The organism is Actinoplanes oryzae, assembly GCF_030757795.1.
Taxonomy (GTDB): Bacteria; Actinomycetota; Actinomycetes; order Mycobacteriales; family Micromonosporaceae; genus Actinoplanes.
This window is the reverse complement of the sequence record NZ_JAUQWH010000013.1, coordinates 70,259-93,346: the sequence shown is the minus strand read 5'-3', so window position 1 is coordinate 93,346 and position 23,088 is coordinate 70,259. Positions and strand designations below refer to the sequence as shown.

At 73.6% G+C, this 23,088-nt stretch carries 23 protein-coding genes; 6 read left to right on the top strand and 17 right to left on the bottom strand.

What is annotated here, in order from left to right:
- A partial coding sequence (locus RBH18_RS07285; RefSeq protein ID WP_456237625.1) for an SLAC1 family transporter occupies window positions 1-190 on the bottom strand: 190 nt, incomplete at its 3' end.
- A 70-nt stretch (window positions 191-260) separates the two neighbouring features.
- On the opposite strand from RBH18_RS07285, the gene RBH18_RS07280 reads away from it, so the two are divergent.
- Complete coding sequence (locus tag RBH18_RS07280) at window positions 261-1,178, top strand: LysR family transcriptional regulator (RefSeq protein WP_306205180.1); 918 nt, start codon at window positions 261-263, stop codon at window positions 1,176-1,178.
- Window positions 1,179-1,258: 80 nt separating this feature from the next.
- Here the strand turns inward: RBH18_RS07280 and RBH18_RS07275 are convergent, their stop codons facing one another.
- The 4 genes from RBH18_RS07275 to RBH18_RS07260 form a co-directional block, all read right to left on the bottom strand.
- Window positions 1,259-1,687: a hypothetical protein gene (locus RBH18_RS07275; RefSeq protein WP_306205179.1), complete on the bottom strand. Its 429-nt coding sequence runs from the start codon at window positions 1,685-1,687 to the stop codon at window positions 1,259-1,261.
- A gap of 190 nt (window positions 1,688-1,877) precedes the next feature.
- Entirely contained in the window at window positions 1,878-2,702 is an 825-nt protein-coding gene (locus tag RBH18_RS07270; protein WP_306205178.1) for a hypothetical protein, read from the bottom strand.
- A 47-nt stretch (window positions 2,703-2,749) separates the two neighbouring features.
- Entirely contained in the window at window positions 2,750-3,382 is a 633-nt protein-coding gene (locus tag RBH18_RS07265; RefSeq protein WP_306205177.1) for a helix-turn-helix domain-containing protein, read from the bottom strand.
- Entirely contained in the window at window positions 3,379-4,203 is an 825-nt protein-coding gene (locus RBH18_RS07260; protein WP_306205176.1) for a TIGR04255 family protein, read from the bottom strand. Before RBH18_RS07260 ends, RBH18_RS07265 begins: the two co-directional genes overlap by 4 nt.
- A gap of 62 nt (window positions 4,204-4,265) precedes the next feature.
- Here RBH18_RS07260 and RBH18_RS07255 point away from each other — a divergent pair, with 62 nt between their 5' ends.
- The 3 genes from RBH18_RS07255 to RBH18_RS07245 are packed head-to-tail and all read left to right on the top strand — an operon-like array spanning window position 4,266 to window position 10,393.
- Window positions 4,266-5,876 (top strand): acyl-CoA dehydrogenase family protein, encoded by a 1,611-nt coding sequence (locus tag RBH18_RS07255; protein ID WP_306205175.1) that lies wholly within the window; start codon window positions 4,266-4,268, stop codon window positions 5,874-5,876.
- A 30-nt stretch (window positions 5,877-5,906) separates the two neighbouring features.
- On the top strand, window positions 5,907-8,144 hold the full coding sequence (locus RBH18_RS07250; RefSeq protein WP_306205174.1) for a putative bifunctional diguanylate cyclase/phosphodiesterase: 2,238 nt from the start codon (window positions 5,907-5,909) through the stop codon (window positions 8,142-8,144).
- The gene (locus RBH18_RS07245; protein ID WP_306205173.1) at window positions 8,141-10,393 is read left to right on the top strand and encodes a putative bifunctional diguanylate cyclase/phosphodiesterase; all 2,253 of its coding nucleotides are present in this window, start codon (window positions 8,141-8,143) and stop codon (window positions 10,391-10,393) included. The genes RBH18_RS07250 and RBH18_RS07245 overlap by 4 nt, the downstream gene beginning before the upstream one ends.
- Here RBH18_RS07245 and RBH18_RS07240 read toward each other — a convergent pair.
- Entirely contained in the window at window positions 10,354-11,124 is a 771-nt protein-coding gene (locus RBH18_RS07240; RefSeq protein ID WP_306205172.1) for a class I SAM-dependent DNA methyltransferase, read from the bottom strand. The genes RBH18_RS07245 and RBH18_RS07240 overlap by 40 nt on opposite strands.
- Window positions 11,125-11,199: 75 nt before the next feature.
- On the opposite strand from RBH18_RS07240, the gene RBH18_RS07235 reads away from it, so the two are divergent.
- Window positions 11,200-11,955, top strand: a complete 756-nt coding sequence (locus tag RBH18_RS07235; protein ID WP_306205171.1) for an SAM-dependent methyltransferase — start codon at window positions 11,200-11,202, stop codon at window positions 11,953-11,955.
- 8 nt (window positions 11,956-11,963) lie between these two features.
- Here the strand turns inward: RBH18_RS07235 and RBH18_RS07230 are convergent, their stop codons facing one another.
- From RBH18_RS07230 to RBH18_RS07220, 3 genes are read right to left on the bottom strand one after another with little or no spacing between them, the layout of a single operon-like run.
- Window positions 11,964-12,419, bottom strand: coding sequence for a GNAT family N-acetyltransferase (locus RBH18_RS07230; RefSeq protein ID WP_306205170.1), 456 nt, complete (start codon window positions 12,417-12,419; stop codon window positions 11,964-11,966).
- Entirely contained in the window at window positions 12,416-13,870 is a 1,455-nt protein-coding gene (locus tag RBH18_RS07225) for an ATP-binding protein (RefSeq protein ID WP_306205169.1), read from the bottom strand. The genes RBH18_RS07230 and RBH18_RS07225 overlap by 4 nt, the downstream gene beginning before the upstream one ends.
- Window positions 13,867-15,192, bottom strand: a complete 1,326-nt coding sequence (locus RBH18_RS07220) for an MFS transporter (RefSeq protein ID WP_306205168.1) — start codon at window positions 15,190-15,192, stop codon at window positions 13,867-13,869. Before RBH18_RS07220 ends, RBH18_RS07225 begins: the two co-directional genes overlap by 4 nt.
- Before the next feature lie 98 nt (window positions 15,193-15,290).
- Between RBH18_RS07220 and RBH18_RS07215 the strand changes: the two genes are divergently transcribed.
- Entirely contained in the window at window positions 15,291-16,133 is an 843-nt protein-coding gene (locus tag RBH18_RS07215) for a LysR family transcriptional regulator (protein ID WP_306205167.1), read from the top strand.
- On the opposite strand, the gene RBH18_RS07210 is transcribed toward RBH18_RS07215, so the two are convergent.
- The 8 genes from RBH18_RS07210 to RBH18_RS07175 form a co-directional block, all read right to left on the bottom strand.
- Window positions 16,114-16,887: a DUF427 domain-containing protein gene (locus RBH18_RS07210; RefSeq protein WP_306205166.1), complete on the bottom strand. Its 774-nt coding sequence runs from the start codon at window positions 16,885-16,887 to the stop codon at window positions 16,114-16,116. The genes RBH18_RS07215 and RBH18_RS07210 overlap by 20 nt on opposite strands.
- Window positions 16,888-16,906: 19 nt before the next feature.
- A complete protein-coding gene (locus tag RBH18_RS07205) occupies window positions 16,907-17,254 on the bottom strand; it encodes a hypothetical protein (protein ID WP_306205165.1) in 348 nt (115 codons plus the stop codon).
- 143 nt (window positions 17,255-17,397) lie between these two features.
- Window positions 17,398-18,435: an MSMEG_0565 family glycosyltransferase gene (locus RBH18_RS07200; RefSeq protein ID WP_306205164.1), complete on the bottom strand. Its 1,038-nt coding sequence runs from the start codon at window positions 18,433-18,435 to the stop codon at window positions 17,398-17,400.
- Complete coding sequence (locus RBH18_RS07195; protein ID WP_306205163.1) at window positions 18,432-19,262, bottom strand: carbon-nitrogen hydrolase family protein; 831 nt, start codon at window positions 19,260-19,262, stop codon at window positions 18,432-18,434. Before RBH18_RS07195 ends, RBH18_RS07200 begins: the two co-directional genes overlap by 4 nt.
- Window positions 19,259-20,086 (bottom strand): carbon-nitrogen hydrolase family protein, encoded by an 828-nt coding sequence (locus RBH18_RS07190; RefSeq protein WP_306205162.1) that lies wholly within the window; start codon window positions 20,084-20,086, stop codon window positions 19,259-19,261. Before RBH18_RS07190 ends, RBH18_RS07195 begins: the two co-directional genes overlap by 4 nt.
- Window positions 20,083-21,444, bottom strand: a complete 1,362-nt coding sequence (locus RBH18_RS07185; protein ID WP_306205161.1) for an MSMEG_0567/sll0787 family protein — start codon at window positions 21,442-21,444, stop codon at window positions 20,083-20,085. Before RBH18_RS07185 ends, RBH18_RS07190 begins: the two co-directional genes overlap by 4 nt.
- A 73-nt stretch (window positions 21,445-21,517) precedes the next feature.
- Window positions 21,518-22,570, bottom strand: coding sequence for an MSMEG_0568 family radical SAM protein (locus tag RBH18_RS07180; RefSeq protein WP_306205160.1), 1,053 nt, complete (start codon window positions 22,568-22,570; stop codon window positions 21,518-21,520).
- Window positions 22,570-23,082, bottom strand: a complete 513-nt coding sequence (locus RBH18_RS07175; RefSeq protein WP_306205159.1) for an MSMEG_0572/Sll0783 family nitrogen starvation response protein — start codon at window positions 23,080-23,082, stop codon at window positions 22,570-22,572. Before RBH18_RS07175 ends, RBH18_RS07180 begins: the two co-directional genes overlap by 1 nt.
- Between the last annotated feature and the right edge of the window lie 6 nt (window positions 23,083-23,088).

The window sequence follows — 23,088 nt, the reverse complement described above, 5'->3', positions numbered from 1 at the left end:
CCGGGTCGTCGCGGTGTCCCAGCCCGCGCCGCACGGATGCCACGCCGACCGCGACCAGCACGAGCACGGCCAGCGCCCACACCACCGTGGCGAGCGGCCGGAGCCCGGGCACCGTGACGGGCAGGGACGCGGCCGCGGTGGCCACGATGCCCGTGCCCATGACGCAGGCGAACCAGTTCGGAGCGATCATGGATCCAGCCTGGGCGCGCCGGGCCCGGTCCGGTAGGCGGCGATCCCGGGTGAGGTCATAGGCTGGCGTTATGCCCCTGCCGCCGCTGGTCGCCGACCTGAGCGCCTTCGACCTGCTGCTCAGCGTCGCCCGGCTCGGCAGCGTGGGCCGCGCCGCCACCGAGCACCGCGTCTCCCAGCCGGCCGCCAGCGCCAAGCTCCGCGAGCTGGAGCGCCGCCTCGGGCTGACGCTGCTGCACCGTACGCCCCGAGGGTCGACCCTGACCGGGACCGGCGCGCTGGTCGCCGACTGGGCCCGCACCGCGGTCGACGCCGCGGACGCCCTCGCCACCGGCGTCGCCGCCCTGCGCGTCACCCACGAGAGCCGCCTCGCCGTGGCCGCCAGCCAGACCGTCGCCGAATACCTCCTGCCCCCGTGGCTCGTGGCGCTGCGCGGCGCCCACCCGGGCCTGACCGTGACCCTGCAGGCGGCCAACTCCGCCGACGTGGCGGCCGCCGTGCTCGCGGGCCGGGTCGAGCTGGGCTTCGTCGAGGGCCCGGACCTGCCCGGCGGTCTGCACGCGGAGACCGTCGCCACGGACCGCCTGGCCGTGGTGGTCGCCCCGGGCCACCCGTGGGCCCGGCGCCGTTCGGTGGCGGCGGCGGAGCTGGCGGCCACGCCGCTGGTGTCGCGGGAGGCCGGCTCGGGGACGCGCCGGGCGTACGAGGAGGCGCTGGGTCTAGGGCAGGCCGCACCCCTGCTGGAGCTGTCGTCGACCACGGCGATCAAGCACGCGGTGGCCGCGGGCTCCGGGCCGGCGGTGCTCAGCTCGCTCGCGGTGACGGCCGAGCTGGCGGCGGGCACCCTGGTCGCCGTGCCGACCTCGGTCGCGCTGCAGCGGCGCCTGCGCGCGGTTTGGAAGACGGGCGACCAGCTGACCGGCCCGGCCCGCGACCTCTACGCCATAGCCCGCCGCCACCGCGACGGCGGCCGCATCAAGGGAGCTTGACCGCCACGGCGGCCGGATCAAGAACACATGACCACCACGGCGGCCGGATCAAGAACACATGACCACCACGGCGGCCGTGGTCAGGAGCGCCTGACGGCCACGGTGACGCGCTGCGGCGTGGCGAAGATCGCGCCGGCCCACCCGTCGGCATCGCGGAAGGTGAGGCTCGTCGCGCCGTCAGCCGCCCGGTCGCCGACAATCGTGAAGGCGGCCCGCGGCAGATCCCGCCGATAGAACGACAGCACCGCCTCGGGACCGGGCGCGACCAGCGTGAACGACGCACCGGACGCCCGGTCGGCCAGATCGGTCACGCGGCTGCCCGGCGGCAACCGGAACCCGGCGGGCGCATTGCGCACCACGGGCGCGGCCGCGGCGACCGCCCGGACCCCCGGCGCGGCCTGCCGGGGCGCCGACGCCGGGGCCACGACGGAGGCAGCGGAAGCGGCCGGCGCGCCGCCGAAGACCCCGGCCCCGGCCAGCAGCACGGCGGCGATCCGTCTCGCGAGCATGCCCACCATCCTCGGTCATCCGGTCAAGCCCGAGCGTATCCGATGCGCATGGACAAACGTCAAAGTTCGCGCGGATGCCCATCGAGGAGCGGGGTCGGCGCAGACAGGTGGTCCAGATCCAAGATCTCGCTACGCCGCGCCCGCGACAAGGGAAACTCGTCGATGGGGATCACTTCGGCCGTGACCTGGGTCACCGCATTGACGACGGCGACGCATCGACCGGCGGACGACACCGTGCGGCCCACGCCTCACCGAGGGCCATCCAGAGCCAGTGGCGCTCGGCATTGCTACCCGCCGCCAGGAGGCGCCCGGCGATCTCGCCCGAGCTGCGGGTGAGCTCGCCGCCGGCGTCGTACAACCAGTCGTTCAGCCGATCAGGAACGTCGGGGAACGCATCACCGGCGAAGGTGGGCAGCGTGTTGGGCTGCACCACCACGCACAGGGTGAGGTCGAAGGGACGCTTCGCCCATCCCGCGGGGGCCTCGACACGCAACTCGACCACCTCCCCGAAAGCCTGCCCTTCCGGGCTCGCCGGCTTACGGGCCTTGGAGGCGGCGACGGCCTCCAGCGGCCTGAGCCACGGGGTCACCTCGTCCGGGAAGGCGAAACGGCCGAACTTGCGTGCCACATCACCGGCGAAACGACGGATCTCCTCGTCGGTTGCCACACCGGCGAGGCGTGGACGGCCCGCGACGCGACTCTTGGCCACAGTGCCGATCACGTCCAGGTCGGCGAAGTCGTTGTCGCTGATCCGGGGCAGCTGGGCGAACCGGGGCCGCTTACGGTCCCGGGCTTCTCTCGCCTGGTTTCCCGTCAGCCGGATGCGACGGGCCACCTGAACCGCCTGCCGACCGGGCAGGACTATGTCGCACGTCTGGCTGACCAGTACGACGCCGAGCGGCGCCGGCACCAGGACCGGCTCGCCGCCCGGTCCGACGGCAGGCACCGTCGTCAGAGATTCGAGAACGTCCGCCTGCTGGTAGGCCGTCATCGCCGCAGCGATGAGCTCGTTCACCTCTCCGTGCTCGTCGACCTCGACCGCTGGTGTCGCGGCCCCTGTCGTCATCTCTCCACCTCGTCGACATGACTCCCGCCCAGCAACTCCTCGGGGGCGAACGGAGTGCCGGAGAAATCGCGTGCGTCGGATCGGTGCCGGCCGCGGATCCGGTCGACGATGCTGCCGTCGGCGGTCGGGGCCAGCAATGCTGCCCGCCGGTCGTCGGGGCCGCCCGGCAACTCACGGACGAGCCCGACCAGCTCCGCGAGCAGCTCGGCATTCGACGAGTTCATCCGGCCACCGGTGGCCCACAGGTGCACGGCCCTGCGGGAGACGCCGAACAGGCGCCCCAGCTGCTCCCAGGTCAGCCCGGAGGCCTCGCGCAGCCAGCGGACCTCCGCCGCCTGAGCGGTCCTTGGCGTCGCTGCGCTTGACACCGGCGCGACATCGACCGGGTCGGGCTTGGCCGGGGCTGACATCCCGGCGGCATCGCTGGTGACGATCACCCGGCCCGTGGAAGTCCGGTCGCCGATGTACCACACCTGCGGTTCAACGATCGGCGCGGTCGTGCCGGTGCCTGTCAGTGAACCGAAGGCCAGACTGCCGGCGACCACCAGGCGCACGCCGCGGCCGGCAGAGCGCGGTTCGGAGTCGGCATCACTGCTGGGCTCGGGCGGATGCGGCGAGGTGGAACTCACGCTCCATCACCTCGGAACCGGGTCAGGAAGTACGGGGTGACCATCCACCGGAAGTAGCGGTAGGCGCGCTCGGCCAACTCGTAGAGGTGCTGCTCGACCTCCTCGGGCGCGACGTCGTGCCGGCCCTGCCGGAAGGAGTCGAGGTCGAGGACCCAGCTGCTGCCGTCGACCGGCGGCAGGGCGGGATCGAGCAGTGCACCGCCGGGCAGCAGTCCCCACCGGGCTTGCAAGCCGTTGGCATCGTCCAGGTGGTACAGCGCCTCGTGGATGCTGTGAGTGAGACGAGCCCGGCCGCCGACCACCGCGCCGACCTCACCGAGAGCATCTGCCCGGATGAGGGCCGGCAGCTCCCCGAGGGCCGATGGGTGTTCGAGCCGGTTGATGTAGCGGAGACCGATCCGCTCGACGAAAGGCGGCCGCACCACGTCGGTGAACTGCTGCCACGCCTCGACCAGCCGGGCGACGAACTCCGTCCGCGAGGAGTAGGCCGATGTGTGCAGGGCGAGGAAGGTGTCGCCGAAGGAGACCTGCCACCTCTCGTCAGCGCTCTGCAGCTGCCAGACCTGCGCCGCCCCGGCAGCCGGCGACACCCCTTCGGGGGTGATGGTGACCGCGACCTCGCGCCGCTCCTGCAGGATCGGAAAGTCGCGGCTCATCGCCGCCGCGAACGCGTGCGCAGTCTCGGGTCCGGTGGCGAGTGCGGTGAGACGCGGGAACCGCACCTGGGTCAGCACCCGCGCGAGCGGCGCACCGGCCAGCGGCACTTCCGCGACCGGCTCACTCCCGAACGGATCAGCCACCGTGCCGGTCTGCGCCTGCATACTTCACACTCTACTTCACAGCGGGCCACGCGCTGCGAATCGGCTCGGACTAGATTGACGCGATGGGGAGCACGCACGAGGTCGTCAATCAGCCGCCGCCGCTGGGCGGGCACGACGTGGCCGCGGACCCGGCGTTGCTGGAGGCGGTGGAGCGGGAGGGCGCCGGCTGGGCGGCCGATGAGCTGCACCGGCTGGGGAAGCTGGCCGGGCAGGAGGATCCGCAGCGGTGGGCCGAGGACGCCAACCGGTACGAGCCGCGGCTGGTCACCCATGACCGGTACGGCCACCGCGTCGACGAGGTCGAGTTCCATCCCGCGTGGCACCGGCTCATGGAGGTGGCGGTCACCCACGGGCTGGCCGGCGCCGCGTGGGGCGAGGACAGGGCCGGCGCCCACGTGGCCCGGGCGGCCAAGCTGCACGTCTGGAGTCAGGTCGAGGCGGGGCACACGTGCCCGGTCTCGATGACCTACGCCGTCGTGCCGGCCCTGCGCCACGCCCCGGAGCTGGCGAAACGCTACGAGCCGTCGCTGACGAGCCGGGTCTACGATCCGGGGCTGCGGACGCCTGCGACCAAGCGGGGGCTGCTCGCGGGCATGGGCATGACCGAGAAGCAGGGCGGCTCCGACGTACGCGCGAATTCCACCGTCGCCACCGAGCAGCCCGACGGCACGTGGCGGCTGCGGGGGCACAAGTGGTTCACGAGTGCGCCCATGTGCGACCTGTTCCTGGTGCTGGCGCAGGCGCCGGAGGGGCTGTCGTGCTTCCTGGTGCCGCGGGTGCTGCCCGACGGGAGCCGCAACCCGTTCCGGATCCAGCGGCTCAAGGACAAGCTGGGCAATCGGAGCAACGCCAGCTCGGAGCCGGAGTTCGACGACACGACCGGGTGGCTGGTGGGGGCGCCGGGTCAGGGCGTACGCACGATCATCGAGATGGTGTCCATGACCCGGCTGGACTGTGTGACGGGGTCCGCGTCCGGGATGCGGGCCGCGCTGGTGCAGGCCGTGCACCATGCCCGGCACCGGTCGGCGTTCGGCGGCCCCTTGATCGGCAAGCCGCTGATGCGCGCCGTGCTGGCGGACCTGGCGGTGGAGACCGAGGCCGCGACGGCGCTGGCCCTGCGGCTGGCCGGGGCCGTCGACCGCCGGGAGTACGCCTTCGGCCGCCTCGCCGTGGCGATCGGCAAGTACTGGGTGTGCAAGCGCCAGCCGGCCGTCGTCGGGGAGGCGCTGGAGTGCCTCGGCGGCAACGGGTACGTCGAGGAGTCCGGCCTGCCCCGGCTCTACCGCGACGCCCCGCTCAACTCGATCTGGGAGGGGTCGGGCAACGTGCAGGCGCTCGACGTGCTGCGGACGCTGCGCCGGGATCCGGCGAGCTGGGCGGCGTACCGGGCGGAGGTGGAGGCCGCGGCGGGCGCGGACAGCAGGCTGGATGCGGCCTTCCGCGAGCTGGACACGATCGGGCGGAGCGAGGATCAGGCGCGGCGGCTGGTGGAGCGGATGGCGCTCGTGCTGCAGGGGTCGCTGCTGGTCCGGTACGCGCCGCCGGCCGTCGCCGACGCGTTCTGCGCGAGCCGGCTCGGCGGTGCCGGTGGCGCGACTTTCGGCACACTGCCCGCGGGAACGGACACCGGCGCGCTGATCGAGCGGGCCCTGCCCGGCTGGGACAGGCCCTAAAGTGCGCCACCGCGCTGCCGATGGCCCAGTGTGCGGAAGGGACCTGCCGACCGGGTGGTCGTGGCGTGGATTCTCGCGGGGCTGACAGTCACCCTCGCGTACCCCATGCTGTCCGACGGCACTCCCCTGGCCGCCGCGCTCTACAACGGCTTCGGCCTGGCGACCCTGGCGGCGATCGTCGCCGGGATCCTGCGCAACCGGCCCGCCCAGCGCCTCGGCTGGTGGATCTTCGCGGCCGCCGTGCTGTGCCGCATCGGCGGAGACATCACGTACGAGATCTATCGCCAGGTCCTGCAGCAGCCGCCGTTCCCGTCGGTCGCCGACGTCTTCTACCTGACCGCCTGTCCGCTGCTGATCACGGCCACCGTGCTGCTGACCCGCGGGCGTGGCCGGGCCGACCGCGGGGGGCTGCTCGACGCCGCGATCATCGTGGGCGGGCTGGGGCTGGTGTGGTGGCTGTTCTTCATCGGGCCGACCGCCGCCAACCCGGAGCTCCCGCCGGGGCAGCGCCTGATCCTGGCCGCCTACCCGGCCAGCGACCTCGTGCTCGTGGCGGTGGTGGCGCGCCTGCTCGCCCGGGGCGGCCGCCCGCACCGCAGCCTGCTGCTGCTCTTCGCCGGCATCGCGGGCCTGCTCTACTCCGACGTCGGCTATCAGGTCGTCATCGCCTGGGCGCCGGCGCTCGAGGGCGCGATCGCGGTCGGCTGGCTGCTGGCGAACACGTTCTGGGCGGCGGCGGCCCTCGACCGGTCGAGCGGCATGCCCGCCCCGGCCGGGGCGAAGGCCGGGCGGATGGGCCCCACCCGGCTGGTCTTCCTGACCGCCAGCATGCTGCTGATCCCCGCCCTGCTGGCCGGGGGCCGGTTCTCCGCCGACGAGCGCGGCGCGCCCGGCTGGGTCGCGGTCGGCATCGGCGCGGTCGTCCTGTTCTCGCTGGTGTTCGCCCGGATGTCCGGGTTCGTCCTGCAGGTGCAGCGGCAGGCGCGGCAGCTGGAGGACCTGGCATTGCGCGACCCGCTGACCGGGCTGGCGAACCGCCGCGTGTTCGAGGAGCGCCTGGCCGCCGCGGTCGCCGCCGGCGCCGGGCACAGCCCGCAGGTGGCGGTGCTCGACCTCAACGGCTTCAAGGACGTCAACGACCGGCTCGGGCACTCCGTCGGCGACCGGCTGCTGGTCGTCGTCGCGACCCGGCTGGCCCGGTCGGTGCGCGAGGGCGATCTGGTCGCGCGGCTCGGCGGGGACGAGTTCGCCGTGCTGCTCCCGGACGCGCACTTCACCGTCATGGATGCCATCGCCGAGCGGATGGCCACCACGCTGCGCCGCCCGATCGAGGCGGACGGGCACCAGCTGCTCGTCTCGGCCAGCATCGGCAGCGCCGACGGCACCGGCCTGGACCGGCCCGGCGAGCTGCTGCGCCGCGCCGACCTGGCCATGTACGCCGCCAAGGAGGCCGGTGGCGCCCGGCACCGCCGCTACACCCGCGACCTCGACCGGCGCGCGGGCGAGGAGGCGAAGCTCGGGGCCGAGCTGCGGACCGCCCTGGACGCCGGGCAGTTCCAGGTGGTCTACCAGCCGATCGTCTCCCTGCCGCTCGGCCGGACCGTGGCGGTGGAGGCGCTGGTCCGCTGGCAGCACCCGCAGCGCGGGCCGGTCGGCCCGGCCGAGTTCATCCCGGTCGCCGAGCACAACGGGCTCATCGTCGAGCTGGGCGCGTGGATCCTGCGGACGGCGTGCGCCCAGGCCGCGGCCTGGCGGCGCGAGCTGGGCGACGCCGCGCCGGAGCGGATGTCGGTCAACGTTTCCGCGCGGCAGCTCGCCGAGCCGGGCTTCGCCGGCCTGGTCGCCGACACCCTCGCCGCCACCGGGCTCGCCGCGCACCAGCTGGTCGTGGAGGTCACCGAGACCGCGGTGTTCGGCGGCGGCCAGGCCGTCCAGGCCGTCCAGGACCTGCACGAGCTGGGCGTCCAGATCGCCCTCGACGACTTCGGCACGGGCCACTCGTCGCTCGGCCTGCTGCAGACGGTCCCGGTCGACATCCTCAAGGTCGACAAGTCGTTCGTCGACACGATCACGATGGCGGGGCGGCACGCGGTGATCGCCACCGCGCTCATCCAGGTCGCCGGGGGGCTCGGGCTGCAGGCCGTCGCGGAGGGTGTCGAGACCGCCGAGCAGGCCGCCGAGCTGCACCGCCTCGGCTACCGGCTGGCCCAGGGCTATCACTTCGGGCGCCCGGTCGCCGTCCCCGGCTTCGCGGCGGCCCTGGCATGAGCCGCGACCGGATCTGGCGGGCGTGGCTCGCCCTCGGCGCCGCCATGGTGGGCGTCTACTACCTGGTGCCCCGGGACTCCCTCGCCTCCAACCTGGTGTACGACGCGCTCGGCCTGGCGTCCAGCGCGCTGATCCTGGTCGGCATCCGGCTGCACCGCGCCGAGCGCCCCGCGCTGTGGTACTGGTTCGCGGCCGGGCAGACCACGTGGGTCCTCGGCGACCTGACCTGGGAGTACTTCAAGTACATCCGGCACGAGGAGCCGTACCCGTCGGCCGCGGACATCTTCTACCTGTGTGCGTACCCGATGCTGGTGGCCGGGCTGCTCATGCTCGCGCGCGGGCGTGCGGGCGGCCGGCGCGACGTGGCGGCGCTGGTCGACGCGGCGATCGTGGCCACCGGGCTGGGCCTGGTCTTCTGGGTCTTCGTCATGCACCCGATCGCGGCCGACACCACGGCGTCCACCGTCGAGCGGGTGGTCGGCGTCGCGTACCCGGTCTGCGACGCGCTGCTGCTGGCCATGCTCGCCCGCTTCTACACGGCGGTCGGCCGGCGCCCGGCGAGCATCCGGCTGCTCGGCGTGGCCGCGGGGCTGCTGCTGGTCTCCGACATCGGCTACTCCCTGGTCGGCCTCTACTCCGAGACCGAGCAGAGCGTGCTCGACGCCGGCTGGCTGCTCTCGTACGTGTGCTGGGCCGCCGCCGCCCTGCACCCCTCCATGCGCGACGCCGGCGCCGTGGCACCCGCCCCGAACGGCGCCCGGGTCGGCCGCTCCCGCCTGGTCGTCCTCACGGTCTGTTCCGTCCTCGCCCCGGGCATGCTCTTCCTGCCCGGCATCGGCGGCGACGAGGTCGACCGGATCACGATCGCGGCCGGGGCGGTCGTGCTCTTCGTCCTGGTGCTGGCCCGGATGAGCGGCTTCGTCGGCCAGGTCCAGGCCCAGGCCGACCAGCTCGAGGACCTGGCCATGGCCGACGACCTCACCGGCCTGGCCAACCGCCGCCGCTTCGAGCAGGACCTGCAGCGCGCCCTGGCCGCCGGCCCGGCCGCCGTGGCGCTGCTGGACCTCAACGACTTCAAGGGCGTCAACGACAAGCTCGGCCACGCCGTCGGGGACCGCCTGCTCACCGTCGTCGGCGGGCGGCTGCGGCTGGCCGTCCCGGAGCCGGTGCTGGTCGCCCGCATGGGCGGCGACGAGTTCGCCCTGCTCATGCCCGGGTTCTCCGGCCCGGCGGCGGACGCCACGGTCGCCATGCTCGCCGAGGTGCTGCGCGCGCCCGTCGTCACCGGCGACCACGAGCTGCTCGTCCGGGCCAGCATCGGCGTCGCCGACGGCACCGGGACCACGGACCCGTGGGAGGTGCTGCGCCGCGCCGACGTCGCCATGTACGCGGCCAAGGAGGGCGGCGAGGGCCACCACCGCTGGACGCCCGAGCTCGACCTGCGCGCCGAGGAGCAGGCCCGGCTGGGCGCCGCCCTGCGCGTGGCCCTGGACACCGGCCAGTTCCGGGTGGTCTACCAGCCGATCGTCGCGCTGCCGCTGGGCGGGACGGTGGCGGTCGAGGCGCTGGTCCGCTGGCACCACCCCGACCAGGGCCTGATCAGCCCGGCCGACTTCATCCCCGCGGCCGAGCGCAACGGGCTCATCGTCGAGCTGGGCGCGTGGATCCTGCGGACGGCCTGCGCGCAGGCCGTCTTCTGGAAGCGCGAGCTGGGCGACGCCGCGCCGCAGCGGGTGTCGGTCAACGCGTCCGCGCGGCAGCTCGCCGAGCCCGGCTTCGCCGACCTGGTCGCCACGGTGCTCGCGGAGACCGGCCTGGATCCCTCCGGCCTGACCGTGGAGATCACCGAGACCGCGGTGTTCGGCGGCGGCCTCGCGGTGGACGCGGTGGTGGCCCTGCGCGCGCTGGGCGTCCGGGTCGCCCTCGACGACTTCGGTACGGGCCACTCCTCCCTCACCCTCCTCGAGACGGTGCCCGTCGACGTCCTCAAGGTCGACAAGTCGTTCGTCGACAACGTCACCCGCGCGGGGCGGCACGCGGTCATCGCCACGGCGCTGATCCAGGTGGCGGAGGGGCTCGGGCTGACCGCCGTGGCCGAGGGCGTGGAGACCGCCGAGCAGGCCGCCGAGCTGCACCGCCTCGGCTACCGGCTGGCCCAGGGCTTCTACTTCGGCAAGCCCTCCCCCGACGCCGGCCTGGGCTGCTCCCTCTACGCCGAGGCGCTCCCGGCCGCCCCCGCCAGCCGATAGACCGACACGTGCGAGCGTGACTCCGCGGTGAACTCGCCGCCCGTCCAGTCCGCGTGCCGGCTCTCCAGCGCGAACCCGGCCAGCTGTCCCATCAGGTCCAGCTCGGCGGGCCAGATGTAGCGGTGCGGCGTACGCCCCACGCGCGCCTCCCGCCGGTCGGGCCGCTCAGGATCGAACTCGAAGTGGTACGACACCAGCCGCTGCCGCACCACGTCGAAGTGATCCAGTCCGAAGTAGCCCGGGCGCCCCCCGAACACGACGGCGTCCTGCCCCGGCGGCAACGCGCGCAGCTCGGGCACCCACAGCTCGATCACGAACCGCCCGCCGGGCCGCAGGTGCCGCGCCGCGTTACGGAAGCAGGCGACCTGCTCCTCCTGCGTGAGCAGGTTGCTGATCGTATTGAACACGAGGTAGACCAGCGAGAACTCCCCCGGCGCCGTCGCCTGCGCCATGTCCCCGACCGTGACGGGCAGCGCCTGGTCGTCCACTTTGGTCCGCAGCACGGCCACCATCGGCTCCGACAACTCGATGCCGCTGACCGGGATCCCGCGCTCCCGCAGCGGCACCGCAACCCGTCCGGTCCCGACGGCGAACTCCAGGGCCCGCCCATCCCCGGCGAGCGCGGCGAGCTTGTCCACCACCGGCCCGAGGACCTCCGGCGCGAACATCCCCGTCCCGGGCGTGTCGTACCGTGCCGCCACATCGGCATCCCAGATCTCGTCCTGTCGCATCCCCCGACCCTGGATCAGGATCCCCGATGCGTCGACCCCTTTTTCGCGGCGCCGAGCCGTGACAACCTTCGATGCATGAGTGACGAGCCGCAGACCGCGCGCATCTGGAACTACTGGCTCGGCGGCACCGACAACTTCGAGGTGGACCGGCGGGTGGGCGATCAGATCCGGGCGGCTTTCCCGCAGATCGTCGACAACGCGCGCGCGTCCCGGGCGTTCCTCGTCCGCGCGGTGAGCTGGGCGGCCGGGGAGGCCGGCATCCGCCAGTTCCTGGACGTCGGCACCGGACTGCCCACCGCGGACAACACCCACGAGGTGGCGCAGCGGATCGCGCCCGGGTCACGGGTGGTCTATGTGGACAACGATCCGCTGATCCTGACCCAGGCGCGGGCGTTGCTGACCAGCAGCCCGGAGGGCGCCACGCGCTATATCGACGCCGACGCCCGCGACTCGGCGCGAGTGCTGGCGGCGGCCCGCGAGACGCTCGACCTCGACCGGCCCGTCGCGCTGATCATGTCGGGCATCCTGGGCCACGTCACGGACGACGAGCAGGCGCTCGCCATGGTCCGTGACTATGTCGCCGCGCTCGCGCCGGGCAGCTTCCTGATCGCGCTGGACGGCTCGCACAGCGTCGAGCACGGCGCGGCCGAGAAGATCTGGAACGAGCAGGCCCATCCGCCCTACGTCCTGCGCAGCCCCGCCGCGTTCGCCCGCTTCTTCGCCGGGCTGGAACTGGTCGCGCCCGGGGTGACCTCGGCTCCGTTGTGGCGGCCCGGCGCCGGCGACCCGCAGCGGCTCGACGTGGTCTGCGGCGTGGCCCGCAAGCCTTGACCGCGTCGTCACAGGTGGTGGATTAGCGAGGTGCCCGACGGCGCGTACCCCTGGCGGCCGTAGAAGCGGACCGCGCCGGCGTTCGCGTGGTGGATGCCGGCGGTCAGGTACGCGATCCCCTGCGCCGCCGCCCAGCGATGCGCCGCGGCCACCAGCCGCGCCCCGGTCCCGTGGCCCCGCGCGGCCGGGTGGACGACCGTGTGGATCTGGGCGGACGGGACAGGGCGCAGGATCTGGTGGTCCGGGGGCGGCGGGTTGCGGACGATCTCGACCATGCCGCCGCCCGGGTGGAGGAGCACGACGCCCCGGGCCGGATCCGCGAGGAAGGCGCGGAAGTGGCGTTCCACGGCGGCCCGGTCCGGCATCCGGTAGGCGCGCGGGTCGAGGGCCAGGTGCGCCGCCGCGTTGGCCTCGCGCAGGGCGCACAGCTCGGGCAGGTCCGCCGGGGTCGCCGGGCGGATCACCGGCCGGTCAGCTCGGTGATGCTCGCCGTCAGGTCGGCCTGGCCGATGGGGTCGACGAGGCCGCCGGTCCGCGCGTCCTGCATGGCCTTGGCCAGCTGGACCCGGCGCAAGGCCTCCTTGATGTCCGCGCCGGTCATGCCGTGGCTGAGCCGGCCCAGCTCGGCGAGGTCCAGCCCGTCGGCGAACATCGTGAAGCCCGGCTGCTCGTGCGTCGCCGCGAGCTGCGCGATCATCTTGCGGAAGATCTCCGTGCGGCCGGCGTCGTCGGGCTTGGGCACCGAGATCTTGATGTCGAAGCGGCCCGAGCGGATGAGCGAGTCGTCGACCCGGTGCGGGAAGTTGGTCGTGGCGATGACCAGGACGTTCGGGTTGGCCTCGATGAGGTCGTTCATCTCCTGCTTGAAGATGCCGGCGACGGCGTTGATGGCCTGGCTGGCCGCGTCGCCGCCCGCCCCGGCGTAGCTGATGATCGAGTCGAACTCGTCGAAGAGCATCACGGTCGGCACCCGGTAGCGGCGGGCGTCGCGGAAGATCTGCTTGATGTTGCGCTCGGAGCCGCCCAGCCACTTGTCGAGGATCTCGGGCGTGCGGATCTCGCGGAAGTCGGCGCCGATCTCGTTGGCCAGCGCGCGGGAGAGCATCGTCTTGCCGGTGCCCGGCGGGCCGTACATGAGGATGCCCTGCGGCCGGCGCGCCCCCCAGCGGGCCATCGCCTCGGGGTGGCGGAACGACACGGCGATCTGGCGCAGCTGCGCGACCACGTCCGCGAGCCCGCCGACCTGGTCGAGGGTGACCTCCTGCGTGGTCGTCGTGACCCGCGGGAGGGACTCCCGGGCGACCACGTAGTGCCGCCCCGCCAGGTCGGTGTCCGCCGGCGTCAGGCTCACGACCACCTGCAGCGTCAGGCGGACCATCGCGGCCAGGTGCTCGGGCGTGACCTCGTCGCGGGGCACCTCGGCGCGCAGCCGCACCAGCGTGCCGTCGTCGGCATAGGTCACCTGCGCCTGCAGGCCGGCCGCGGCGTCGGCCAGGATGTCGGGCCGGTCGTCGTGCTCCGGCGCCGGGCCGGTCGGGCGGTCGAGACCGAGCTTCTTGTACGCCGCCACGGCCGCCGTCCCGACCCCGTCCACGATCTTCGTGGCGATCGGGTCGCCGGCCTTGATCCGCTTGGCGAGCAGCTGCCCGACGGGGTCGTTGCCGAGCACCACGGCGCGGATCCTGTCCCGCTGCGGCGTGCCGTCGTCCACGGTGCTGATCTCGGCGACGAACACGTGAGCCGCGTCGCCGCCCGTTTTGTCCGCACTCGACACGGTCAGCCGCACCCGCCGCACGGGCGCCGGGAACGTGGCCCGGCCCAGCAGCTCCACCGGATTCACCCGCGCCGCGGCCAGGATCGTGCCGGCCTCGACGATCTCCACGGACGCCCCGGCGTACGGGAAGGACTCGGTCATGAGGACCCCCTCTCCCTTCCCAGAGTGACACGCCCGTGCCCCAGCGTCCCGTCGCGCAGCCCGAACGTGGTCACGACCGCACCGGCCAGCAGCACGCCCACCAGCACGAGCAGGGCGCGGGACGGCACCAGCCCCAGCACCGCCACGCCGAGGGCAGCGCCCACCTGGCGGCCGGAGTTGAGCACGCCCGCCCCGATCCCCGCGTACCGGGCCGGCACCGCCGTCGCCACCCCCGCCACCAGCGCGGGCAGGGTGAACGACACCCCGGTGCCGAAGGCCAGCAGCCCGGCCAGGGTCGCCGCCAGGGCGGTGGAGGCCGCCAGCACCGCGGCGCCACCCGCCATGAGCAGGAAGCCGAGCGTGGCCGGCCGGCGCGGCCCGAACCGGGCGGTCAGGCGTCCGGTCAGGGGCGGGTTGACCACCGTGGGCACGGTCAGCGGCAGGAAGGCCAGCCCGGTGCCGAGCGCGGACCAGCCCCGCTCGGCCTGGAGCGCCAACGACAGCACGAAGAGCAGCCCGGACAGCCCGAAGGTCGCGAGCAGGCCCGCCAGCACCGCGGGCCGGACCCCGGGGGCGCGCAGCAGGGCCGGGGGCAGCAGCGCCGCGTCCCCGGCCCGGCGCTCCACGGCCACGAACACCGCACCGGCGACCACCGCCACCGCACCCGCCGCCAGGACCGGCCCCTCCACCAGCGCGTACACCAGCGCACCCAGCGCGATGACCGCCGCGACCTGCCCCGTCAGGTCGAGTCCCCGCGCCGCCGCCGGTGGCGTTCGCGGTGCCGAGCGCACGGTCAGCACCACGCCGGCCGCGGCCAGGGGCACGTTGACCAGGAAGATCCACCGCCACCCGGCCGTCTCGACGAGGATGCCGCCCGCGACCGGCCCGGCGACCAGCGCGAGACCGGTCAGCGCGGCCCATGCACCGACGGCCCGGGCACGCGCGGCGGGATCCCGCCACGCCGCGGTCAGGATCCCGAGCGACGCGGGCAGGACACATGCCCCGGCCACCCCGAGCGCCAGCCGCAGCGCGACGAGCACCGGCAGGGTTCCGGCCGCCGCCGTGAGCGCCGACAGCGCGCCGAAGGCGACCAGCCCGCCGACGAACACCCGGACCGCCCCGAGCCGGTCGGCCAGCCGCCCGGCGGTGAGCAGCAGCGCCGCGAAGGTGATCGTGTACCCGTTCGTCACCCACTGCAGGCCGCTGAGCCCGGCGTGCAGGTCCGCGCCGATCGCGGGCAGGGCGACCGAGACGATCGTGAGGTCGAGCAGCACCAGGAAGTATCCGAGCGAGAGCCCGGGCAGCAGCAGACGTGACGGCATGCCACCGATCACATCAGCCGGGCGGGGACCACGGTGGACGTCGAGCGCCGGAGGTGCCGCTGGCTATCATCGGCTCAGCCGAGGGAGGGGGCAGCCGGGTGGAGTTGCGCAACCTCCGCGCCTTCGAGGCCGTGGCCCGCACGCTGAGCATCACCGCCGCCGCGCGGGAGCTGCACTACGCGCAGTCCACCGTGAGCGAGCAGCTCCAGGCCCTCGAGCGCGAGCTCGGCGCCGAGCTGCTCGACCGCTCCCCGCGCCAGGTGCGGCTCACTGCCCAGGGCAAGATCCTCGCCGGGTACGCGGCCCAGGTCCTGCATCTCGTCGACGAGGCCCGGCACGCGGTGGCGCAGCCCGTCCCCGAGCTGGCCGTCGGCGCGCTGGAGACGGTGAGCACCCAGCTGCTGCCCGAGATCCTGGTCCGCCATCGGGCCGCCGCGCCGGGGACCCGGGTCCGGGTGACGCAGCACCAGCGCGGGGCGCTCCACCGGGCCGTCCGGCAGGGCGACCTGGACCTGTGCCTGACGTTCGGCCCGGCGCCCGCCGACCCGGCGCTGCGCTCGGAGAAGCTGCGCGACGAGCCGCTGGTCGTGATCGTGCCGCCGGGACAGACCTCGTACGCGCAGCAGCCCTTCCTGGCGACCGAGCGGGGGTGCGGCTTCCGGGCGATGTACGACGAGTTCTTCCCGGAGCCGCCCGCCGTGGAGGTGGGCAGCATCGGCACGCTCATCGGATGCGTCGCCGCCGGGATGGGATGCGCGTTGCTGCCGATGGTGGCCGTCCGGGAGCGGGCCGGGCGCGGCGAGATCGGGCTGGTCGAACTCGGCGGTCCGGCGCCGCACGCCCCGCTGCTCATGACGTGGCTCGACCGGCACAGCACGAACCCGACGCTGGTCGCGTTCCAGTCCGTCCTGCGCGCCGGGCTCAGTGCGAGAACGGCGTGACCGGGCGGTCCAGGCGCTCACCGTCGACGGTGATGTCGACCTGTTCGTTGTAGAAGGCGACCAGGCCGGCGATCGCCGCGACCGCCGCGGCGGGATACGCGTACGACCAGGCCAGATCGGGATACCTCCCCGCGGGCGTGCGGACGGCCCAGTAGTCGCTGGTGCGGCCCTTGTAGGGGCACAGCGTGACGGTGTCCGTCCGCTCCAGCGCCCCGATGTTCAGCGCGGTGCGGTCGAGGTAGTAGCGCGGCGGCAGCCCGGTCTCGTACAGGATGACCGGCGCGGACGACTCGGCCAGCAGGATCCCGTCCTTCTCGACGCGGATGTGCCGGGTCGAGCGCAGAGCGTCCACCCGCGAGTACGGGTTGCGCGGATGCCCGAAGATCTCCTCGTCCTCCTCGAACCAGTGGTCAAGGGCGTCCCAACGCAGGCGGACCATGTCCTGCAGGCCGGGCAGGGTGTCGCCGGTGAAGACGCTGGCGGCGGCCGGGCGGTCCCCGGCACTGGTGTGCAGGCCGAAGCGGCGAGCGGTGCCCTGCTTGCGCTTCTCCTCGTGGTTCTCGTCGACCAGCACGTCCTTGGTGATGTCGGCGAGCGGCACGTAGTAGGCCGGGAAGTACGGCACCTCCCACAGGTAGACGGCGTGGATGGTGTCGAGGACCACCTCGTCGCCGATCGTCGCGCGGACCCGCCGGGGCGACGGGGCGATGTGGTTGACCGGGACCGGCGGCCCCGGATACTCGATTGTCGTCATACCTGTAGTCCTACACCGGCTAGCGGCAGGCGATGCTGGTGGAGATGTCGTGCAGGAGCGTGGAGGTCATCGTGGCGTCGTCCTCGACGCCGATGAACACGTGCAGGACGCCGTTCACGCAGCCGACCGAGCCGGTCACGTGGCTGCCGGCGGCGGGCGTCCCCCCGTCCGGTGCTCCCGCGTCGTCGCCCGCGGCCTCGGTGACCCGGATCCGCGCGTGGGCGAGGATTCTCGTGCCGTCGCCGAGTGCGTCCTCGATCGCGCCCAGCGACTCGGTGTGGGTGAGCTCGAACGCGGCGCCGGCACGCCGGTCGCCCCTGGGTGCGGAGGTCCAGTCGACGACGACGGGCTTGTCCTCGGAGATCATGGCGCTGTCCTCCCTCGTGACCAGGTGCTTCTCCTCGCTAGTACACACCCGCGAAGCTGTCCTGGCCCGGGGCCTTCCGGATCGTCACCGTCGGCCGGTCGGCCCGGACCCGGGGCGGCATCCCTCGTCCGTTCGGGGGTCCGTCAGGCGAGCTCCGCATAGAACTTTTCGTGGGCGGCGGCCGCGGCGTCCCAGGTGTGGGCGAAGGCCAACGCGCGACCCGGGGCGGGATCCGATTGCTTGATCGCGGCGGACAGCGCGGCGGCCAGGGACGAAGGATCGGTGCCGTAACCCACCGCGTTCCCGAACACCTCACGCAGCACCGGCAGGTCGCGCACGACGACCGGGACACCGGCGGCCAGGGCCTCCATCGCGGCGAGCCCGAAGCCCTCCTTGGTCGACGGGAAGGCGAACGCCGCCGCGCCGGCCACGATGCCCGGTAGCTCGTCGTGGCCGACCGGCCCGAGGACGACCGGCTCGACTTTCAGAAAAGCCGCGCGTTCCTCCCAGGCGGCCCGGTACGACCGGTAGTCGAACAGCGTCTCGCCGCCCGCGATCACCAGGCGCAGGTCGGGCAGGTCGCGGCGGAGCAGGGCGTACGCGTCGAGGAGGTCGATCGAGCCCTTGCGCGGCTCGATGCCGCCGACGGCGAGCACATACCGGCCGTGCGCCCGCGACGGTTCGGCCGTGGCGAAGCGGGCCGCGTCGACGCCGTTGGGGATGACGGTGGGGTCGAGGCCCCAGCCCGCGCGGACCTCCGCGGCCACGGCGGCGGAGACGCACAGGTGCGCGTACGGGCGGACGATCGCCCGCTCGTGGCACGCCGCCAGCTCGGGGGTGGTGAAGGTGTCGAGGTGGTGGATCGTACGGATGCAATGGTCGACCGCATTCGCGCTGATGCAGTCCTGCGCATGGACGATGTCGTAATCATCGGAAAAAGCCCCGCGCAGCGTCGCGATGGACCGCAGGATCCGAGCGCCGACGTCTTCCCCCTCCAAGGAGGGGAAGGGCACCACGGCCAGCCGGACCAAGGGTGACACCGGCCGGAAGAAGCCACCACCCCGCCCCAGCGTCCACACCGTCACGTCGTGCCCGCGGGCCGCGAGGGCCTCCGCCAGCGCCAGCGTGTGCACCACTCCCCCGCGCGGCCGGGTCGAGTAGGTCAGGAGCGCGATCCTCATGGCGTCTCCACCCGGTAGGAGGCCGGCTTCAGCTCGTCGAGGTGACGCAGCACGCGGCGGGCGGCGGCGATCTCGGCCGCGACGTCCAGGTCGGCGACGGCCAGTCCGGCCTTGGCCCACGTACGCGCGAGGATGTTGCCGGCGGGGCCGACCACCTTGGCCTGGCCCAGGAAGCGCATGCCCCCGACCGCGCCGGTCTGGTTCGAGGAGACCACGACGATCTGGTTCTCGGCGGCGCGCGCGCAGTCGTAGAGGTCGAAGAGCCGGGACTGGCGGTCCTGCGACAGCTTCGGCGCCTGGTTGGTGATGCTCGCGGGCCAGGCGGACAGGCACGCGACGATCTGGGCGCCGCCGAGGGCGAGGGTGCGCGCCGACTCGGGGAACGTCTTGTCGTAGTCGATCAGCATGCCCAGCCGCCCCACCGGCGTGTCGAACGGCGTGAAGCAGTCGCCGGCCCGGTAGACGGTGACCTCGGCGGCGGGCAGGTGGACCTTGCGGTGCCGGCCGAGCACGCCGTCGCCGGACAGGCAGATCGCGGCGTTGTAGCGGTCCTCGCCGTCCGCCTCGCAGTAGCCGACGCAGACGACCATGTCCCGGGCCAGCGCGGCGACGCGGGCCAGGATCGGGTCGTCGGGATCCAGGGCGGGCGGCAGTGCGTGCGGGTCGGGGTGGCGCAGGTCCGCCAGATAGCCGCCGATCGCCGCGTCCGGCAGCACGAGCAGACCCGCGCCGGCCTCCCGGGCGTCGGCGATGAGCTTGCCTATGCGCCCGAGGTCGTACTCGAGGTCGCGGCCGAAGTGAGCGGCGGCGGCAGCGATCCGGGTCATCTATAGGCTTCCGGACGGCGGTCGCGGAGGTGTCCCATCGACCGGCGGGCGGTGGCGAGGGCCTCGGTGACGGGCACGTCGGCGATCGCCATGCCGGGCGCGTAGCCGGTGGTGGCCAGTACGTCGCCGCCGGGATCCACGACCTTCGCGCTGCACACGAACCGCAGCGAGCCGAAGGTGCCGGACTGGTTCGCGGACAGCCAGACGACCTGGTTCTCCAGCGCCCGCGCGCGGTCGAAGAGGTCGAAGCGGCGGGTCCAGCGGTCGTCGGCGAGATCTGCCGGAGCATTCGTACGACTCCCCGGCCACGCCGACACGCACACGATGATCTCGGCGCCGTCGAGGGCCAGCGAGCGCGCGGATTCCGGGAACGCCTTGTCGTAGCAGATCATCAGCCCGATCCGCCCGACCGGAGTGTCGAACGCCGCGAACGACGACCCCGAGCTGTAGCTGGCGTTCTCGCGCAGTGGCTGGTGAACCTTGCGGTGCAGGCCGAGCACCCGCCCGTCCCCGACGGCAACGACGCTGTTGTAGCGGCGGTCCCCGTCGGCCTCTGCTTCGCAAAAACCCGCGCAGACCACCATGTCCCCGGCCAGCTCGATCAGCCGCGCGATCTCCGGCCCGTCGACGCGAAGCGCGGGCGGAAGCGAGGCGGCACCGTCCAAATCGGCCAGATAGCCGCCCAGCGCGGCCTCCGGCAGGGCGAGCAGCTGGACGCCGTCCGCCCGGGCCGCGCCGATCAGCTTCTCGACGCGCGCGAAGTCCCCCTCCAGGTCGCGGTCGAAGGCCTCCGCGACGGCCGCCATGCGAATACTGCCGGTCATGCCCGCCCCAATCCCGTGACGCCGCCGTCGAGGGCGGTCGTGAGTTCTCCGTCCGGCCAGCGCAGCTCGACGCCGCGCCCGGCCACGAGCTCGCCGCACGCGGTGGTCACCGCGGGGCCCGCGGGGGCGTCCCGCAGCTCCCCGGCGGTCAGCATCGCGAAGCCCGGGAAGCAGGTGAGCCAGTCTCCGGCGGTCGCCCCGGCCGGTCGGGGCACGTCGGCCACGTCGAGCACCGCGCCGCAGCCGCTCGCCTCGGCCAGCATGCCGAGGGTGCCCGCGATGCCCGCCATGGACACGTCCTTGGCCGCCCGGGGCTCCGCCGCGCCGGCGAAGCGGACCATCTCGCGCAGCTCCGCGGCCGACCGGTGGCTGGTGGAATCCCATTGCCGCCCCTGGTATCCCGGGCGCCAGCCGCCGCCCAGGTCGGCGGTGAGGCTGATCCGGTCGCCGGGCCGGCCACCCCCGCCGGGCACCGGCCGCGCGGTCCGCCCCAGCGCCGTCGCCGACAGAGCCGCGGGTACGCCCAGCTGGGTGTGCCCTCCGAGCACCGCTATCCCGTACGCCGCCGCACCGCGCCGCACCCCGTCCAGCACCCGCGCCACGAACGCCGCGTCCCGCCCGGCCACCGCGTTGAGCAGCCCGACCGGCTCGGCGCCCATGGCCGCCAGGTCGTTCACGTTGACCAGGACCGCACACCAGCCGGCCCATTCCGGGTCACGTTCCACCATGGACGGCAGGATGGCGTCGCAGGCGGCGATCAGGTCGCTGCCCGGGACGGGAGCACCGTCGTCCCCGGCCCACCCCGCCGGGGCCAGGCCGCTGACCAGGTCGCCGAGGGGGTTCTTGGTCGCCGCGGCGAGGGCTTGCAGCCGCCGGATCGGCCAGCGCATGAGGGCGTGCGGCTGCCCGGCCACCGTCGTGTCGCGCACCGGATGCCAGCCCAGGCGCCGGAACATGGCTGCCCAGCGCTGCTGCACGGTCGCCTCGAAGCGCAGGGCGCCGGCGTTCTCGGCGTAGGCGCACGCCGCCCGGACGAGGGCCGGGCCGATGCCGTGCGCGCCCCGGACCGTGGGGTCGACCACCAGCCGGCCGCCCGCCCACCAGCCGATGTCCGGGCCGTCGGCGACGGGACCGACCCGCACGCCGCCGAGCACCGTGCCGTCGGCGGCCCGCGCGATCAGCACAACCGTGCGCGGGTCGTCGTCGCGGTCGTCCAGGTCGTCCCCGGCGAACAAGCGTTGCTCGTCGACGAAGACCTGCCGCCGCAGCCGGTGATAGTCGCGGCGATCGTCGTCCGGCGAGATCACGAACGACCGTGTTCCCGTGAGGACGGGGGCCAGATCAGTCAGCTGCGTCATTGCGGAATGCCCTCCTGGCCCTCGCGGTCACGGCCGTCGTCCGCCTGCGGAGCGAGACGCTCGGTGCAGTCGCTCATCCCCCGGCCGCCTGGAGGACGCCGCACGCCCCGCACGCGGCACAACCGGCCTTCTGGTCGGCGCCGAGCATTCCGGCCTGCTGCAACAGGGCCGCCACCCGGGCGCTGATGTCGCGGACCAGCGCGGGCGCGGGGGCCGGGATCCCGTCGCGGCGGGCCAGGGTGCCGGCCATCGGGCGGAACGGGACCACGAACGGGTAGACACCCCGCTCGATCAGGGCCGCCGCGCCCGCGACGAGCTCGTCGGGATCCTCGCCCAGACCGATCAGGAGGTACGTGGACACCTGGTTGCGGCCGAACACTGCGACGGCGCGGTCCCAGGCTGCCTCGTACTCGGCCATCGGGACCGAGCCCTTGCCCGGCATCCACTCGCGGCGGATCCGGTCGTCGAGGGCCTCGACGTGGATCCCGATCGAGGCGGCGCCGGCGGCGTACAGGTCGTCGATGGTCCGCAAATCACCGGGCGGCTCGATCTGCACCTGGATCGGCAGGCCGGGCACGGCTTCCAGGACGGCGCGCACCGAGCGGACCAGGTTGCGGGCGCCGCGGTCCGGGCCCGTGGTGGTGCCCGTGGTCATGACCATCTGGGTGATGCCGTCGAGGCGGACCGCGGCCTCGGCGACCTCGGCGAGCTGCGCGGGCGTCTTGGCGGCCACGGTCGCCCCGGCGCGCAGGGACTCCTCGATCGTGCAGAAGCGGCAGCGCTGATCCTCGGCGTACCGGATGCAGGTCTGCACCACGGTGGTCGCCAGGACGTCCTTGCCGTGCAGGCGGGCGATCTGCTCGTACGGGATCCCGTCCGCCGTGCTCAGGTCGTAGAAGCGCGGGCGGTGCACCACCTGCAGCGAGAGCCCGGTGTCGACCTCCCCGAGCCAGACCTTCTGGTCGCGTACCTCATAGGGGCTGTCGATGTTGATCGGCAGGGCCGCGAGCTGGCCGTCGACGATGACGTGCCCGTCGTCGCTGGGACCGGCCCCGGCCGGGCGGCGCACGGGGGTGGGCACCCGCACGCCGCGCACGGCCAGGTCGGAACGGACGTCGAGGGACATCAGAACATGTACGTCGAGTTGATGATGGCGCCCTTGCGGGCGTAGTGGATCAGCGCGTCCTGCACGTCGAGCGGGTGCGTGGGGATGACGCCCTCGATGAGGTCCTCCTCGCGGGCGCCGTGCAGGGACAGGCCGAACCGGCAGGCGTAGACCTTGCCGCCCTCGGCGATGAACGTCTTGAGCGCGTTGTTGATGTTGTGCTCGCCCGGGAAGGCCGAGTTGCCCGTGGTCGGGAAGCCGCGCGTGGCCAGGGCGTTGAGCGAACCGGGGCCGTAGAAGTAGATCGCCGACTCGAAGCCCTTGCGCAGCGCCCGGGTGGCCTGCAGCACCGCGACGAAGCTGACCGACGACTCGTGGGCGATGCCGTGGACGAGGGTGAAGTAGCTCTCGCCGTTCTCGGCCTTGTAGTCGGGGAAGACCTTGGTGCCGCCGTAGATGCTCGAGCCCTCGGGCAGCGACGGGTGCGGGATCTCGTTGAGGGACTGGGTCTCGAGGTCGCTGAGGTCGGTCATGGTGGT

Excerpts from the sequence above, each read along its gene's own strand:
- RBH18_RS07280 (WP_306205180.1), top strand. The coding sequence starts at position 261 with ATGCCCCTGCCGCCGCTGGTCGCCGACCTGAGCGCCTTCGACCTGCTG.
- RBH18_RS07275 (WP_306205179.1), bottom strand. The coding sequence starts at position 1,687 with ATGCTCGCGAGACGGATCGCCGCCGTGCTGCTGGCCGGGGCCGGGGTC.
- RBH18_RS07260 (WP_306205176.1), bottom strand. The coding sequence starts at position 4,203 with ATGCAGGCGCAGACCGGCACGGTGGCTGATCCGTTCGGGAGTGAGCCG.
- RBH18_RS07255 (WP_306205175.1), top strand. The coding sequence starts at position 4,266 with ATGGGGAGCACGCACGAGGTCGTCAATCAGCCGCCGCCGCTGGGCGGG.
- RBH18_RS07245 (WP_306205173.1), top strand. The coding sequence starts at position 8,141 with ATGAGCCGCGACCGGATCTGGCGGGCGTGGCTCGCCCTCGGCGCCGCC.
- RBH18_RS07240 (WP_306205172.1), bottom strand. The coding sequence starts at position 11,124 with ATGCGACAGGACGAGATCTGGGATGCCGATGTGGCGGCACGGTACGAC.
- RBH18_RS07235 (WP_306205171.1), top strand. The coding sequence starts at position 11,200 with ATGAGTGACGAGCCGCAGACCGCGCGCATCTGGAACTACTGGCTCGGC.
- RBH18_RS07225 (WP_306205169.1), bottom strand. The coding sequence starts at position 13,870 with ATGACCGAGTCCTTCCCGTACGCCGGGGCGTCCGTGGAGATCGTCGAG.
- RBH18_RS07220 (WP_306205168.1), bottom strand. The coding sequence starts at position 15,192 with ATGCCGTCACGTCTGCTGCTGCCCGGGCTCTCGCTCGGATACTTCCTG.
- RBH18_RS07210 (WP_306205166.1), bottom strand. The coding sequence starts at position 16,887 with ATGACGACAATCGAGTATCCGGGGCCGCCGGTCCCGGTCAACCACATC.
- RBH18_RS07205 (WP_306205165.1), bottom strand. The coding sequence starts at position 17,254 with ATGATCTCCGAGGACAAGCCCGTCGTCGTCGACTGGACCTCCGCACCC.
- RBH18_RS07200 (WP_306205164.1), bottom strand. The coding sequence starts at position 18,435 with ATGAGGATCGCGCTCCTGACCTACTCGACCCGGCCGCGCGGGGGAGTG.
- RBH18_RS07195 (WP_306205163.1), bottom strand. The coding sequence starts at position 19,262 with ATGACCCGGATCGCTGCCGCCGCCGCTCACTTCGGCCGCGACCTCGAG.
- RBH18_RS07190 (WP_306205162.1), bottom strand. The coding sequence starts at position 20,086 with ATGACCGGCAGTATTCGCATGGCGGCCGTCGCGGAGGCCTTCGACCGC.
- RBH18_RS07185 (WP_306205161.1), bottom strand. The coding sequence starts at position 21,444 with ATGACGCAGCTGACTGATCTGGCCCCCGTCCTCACGGGAACACGGTCG.
- RBH18_RS07180 (WP_306205160.1), bottom strand. The coding sequence starts at position 22,570 with ATGTCCCTCGACGTCCGTTCCGACCTGGCCGTGCGCGGCGTGCGGGTG.
- RBH18_RS07175 (WP_306205159.1), bottom strand. The coding sequence starts at position 23,082 with ATGACCGACCTCAGCGACCTCGAGACCCAGTCCCTCAACGAGATCCCG.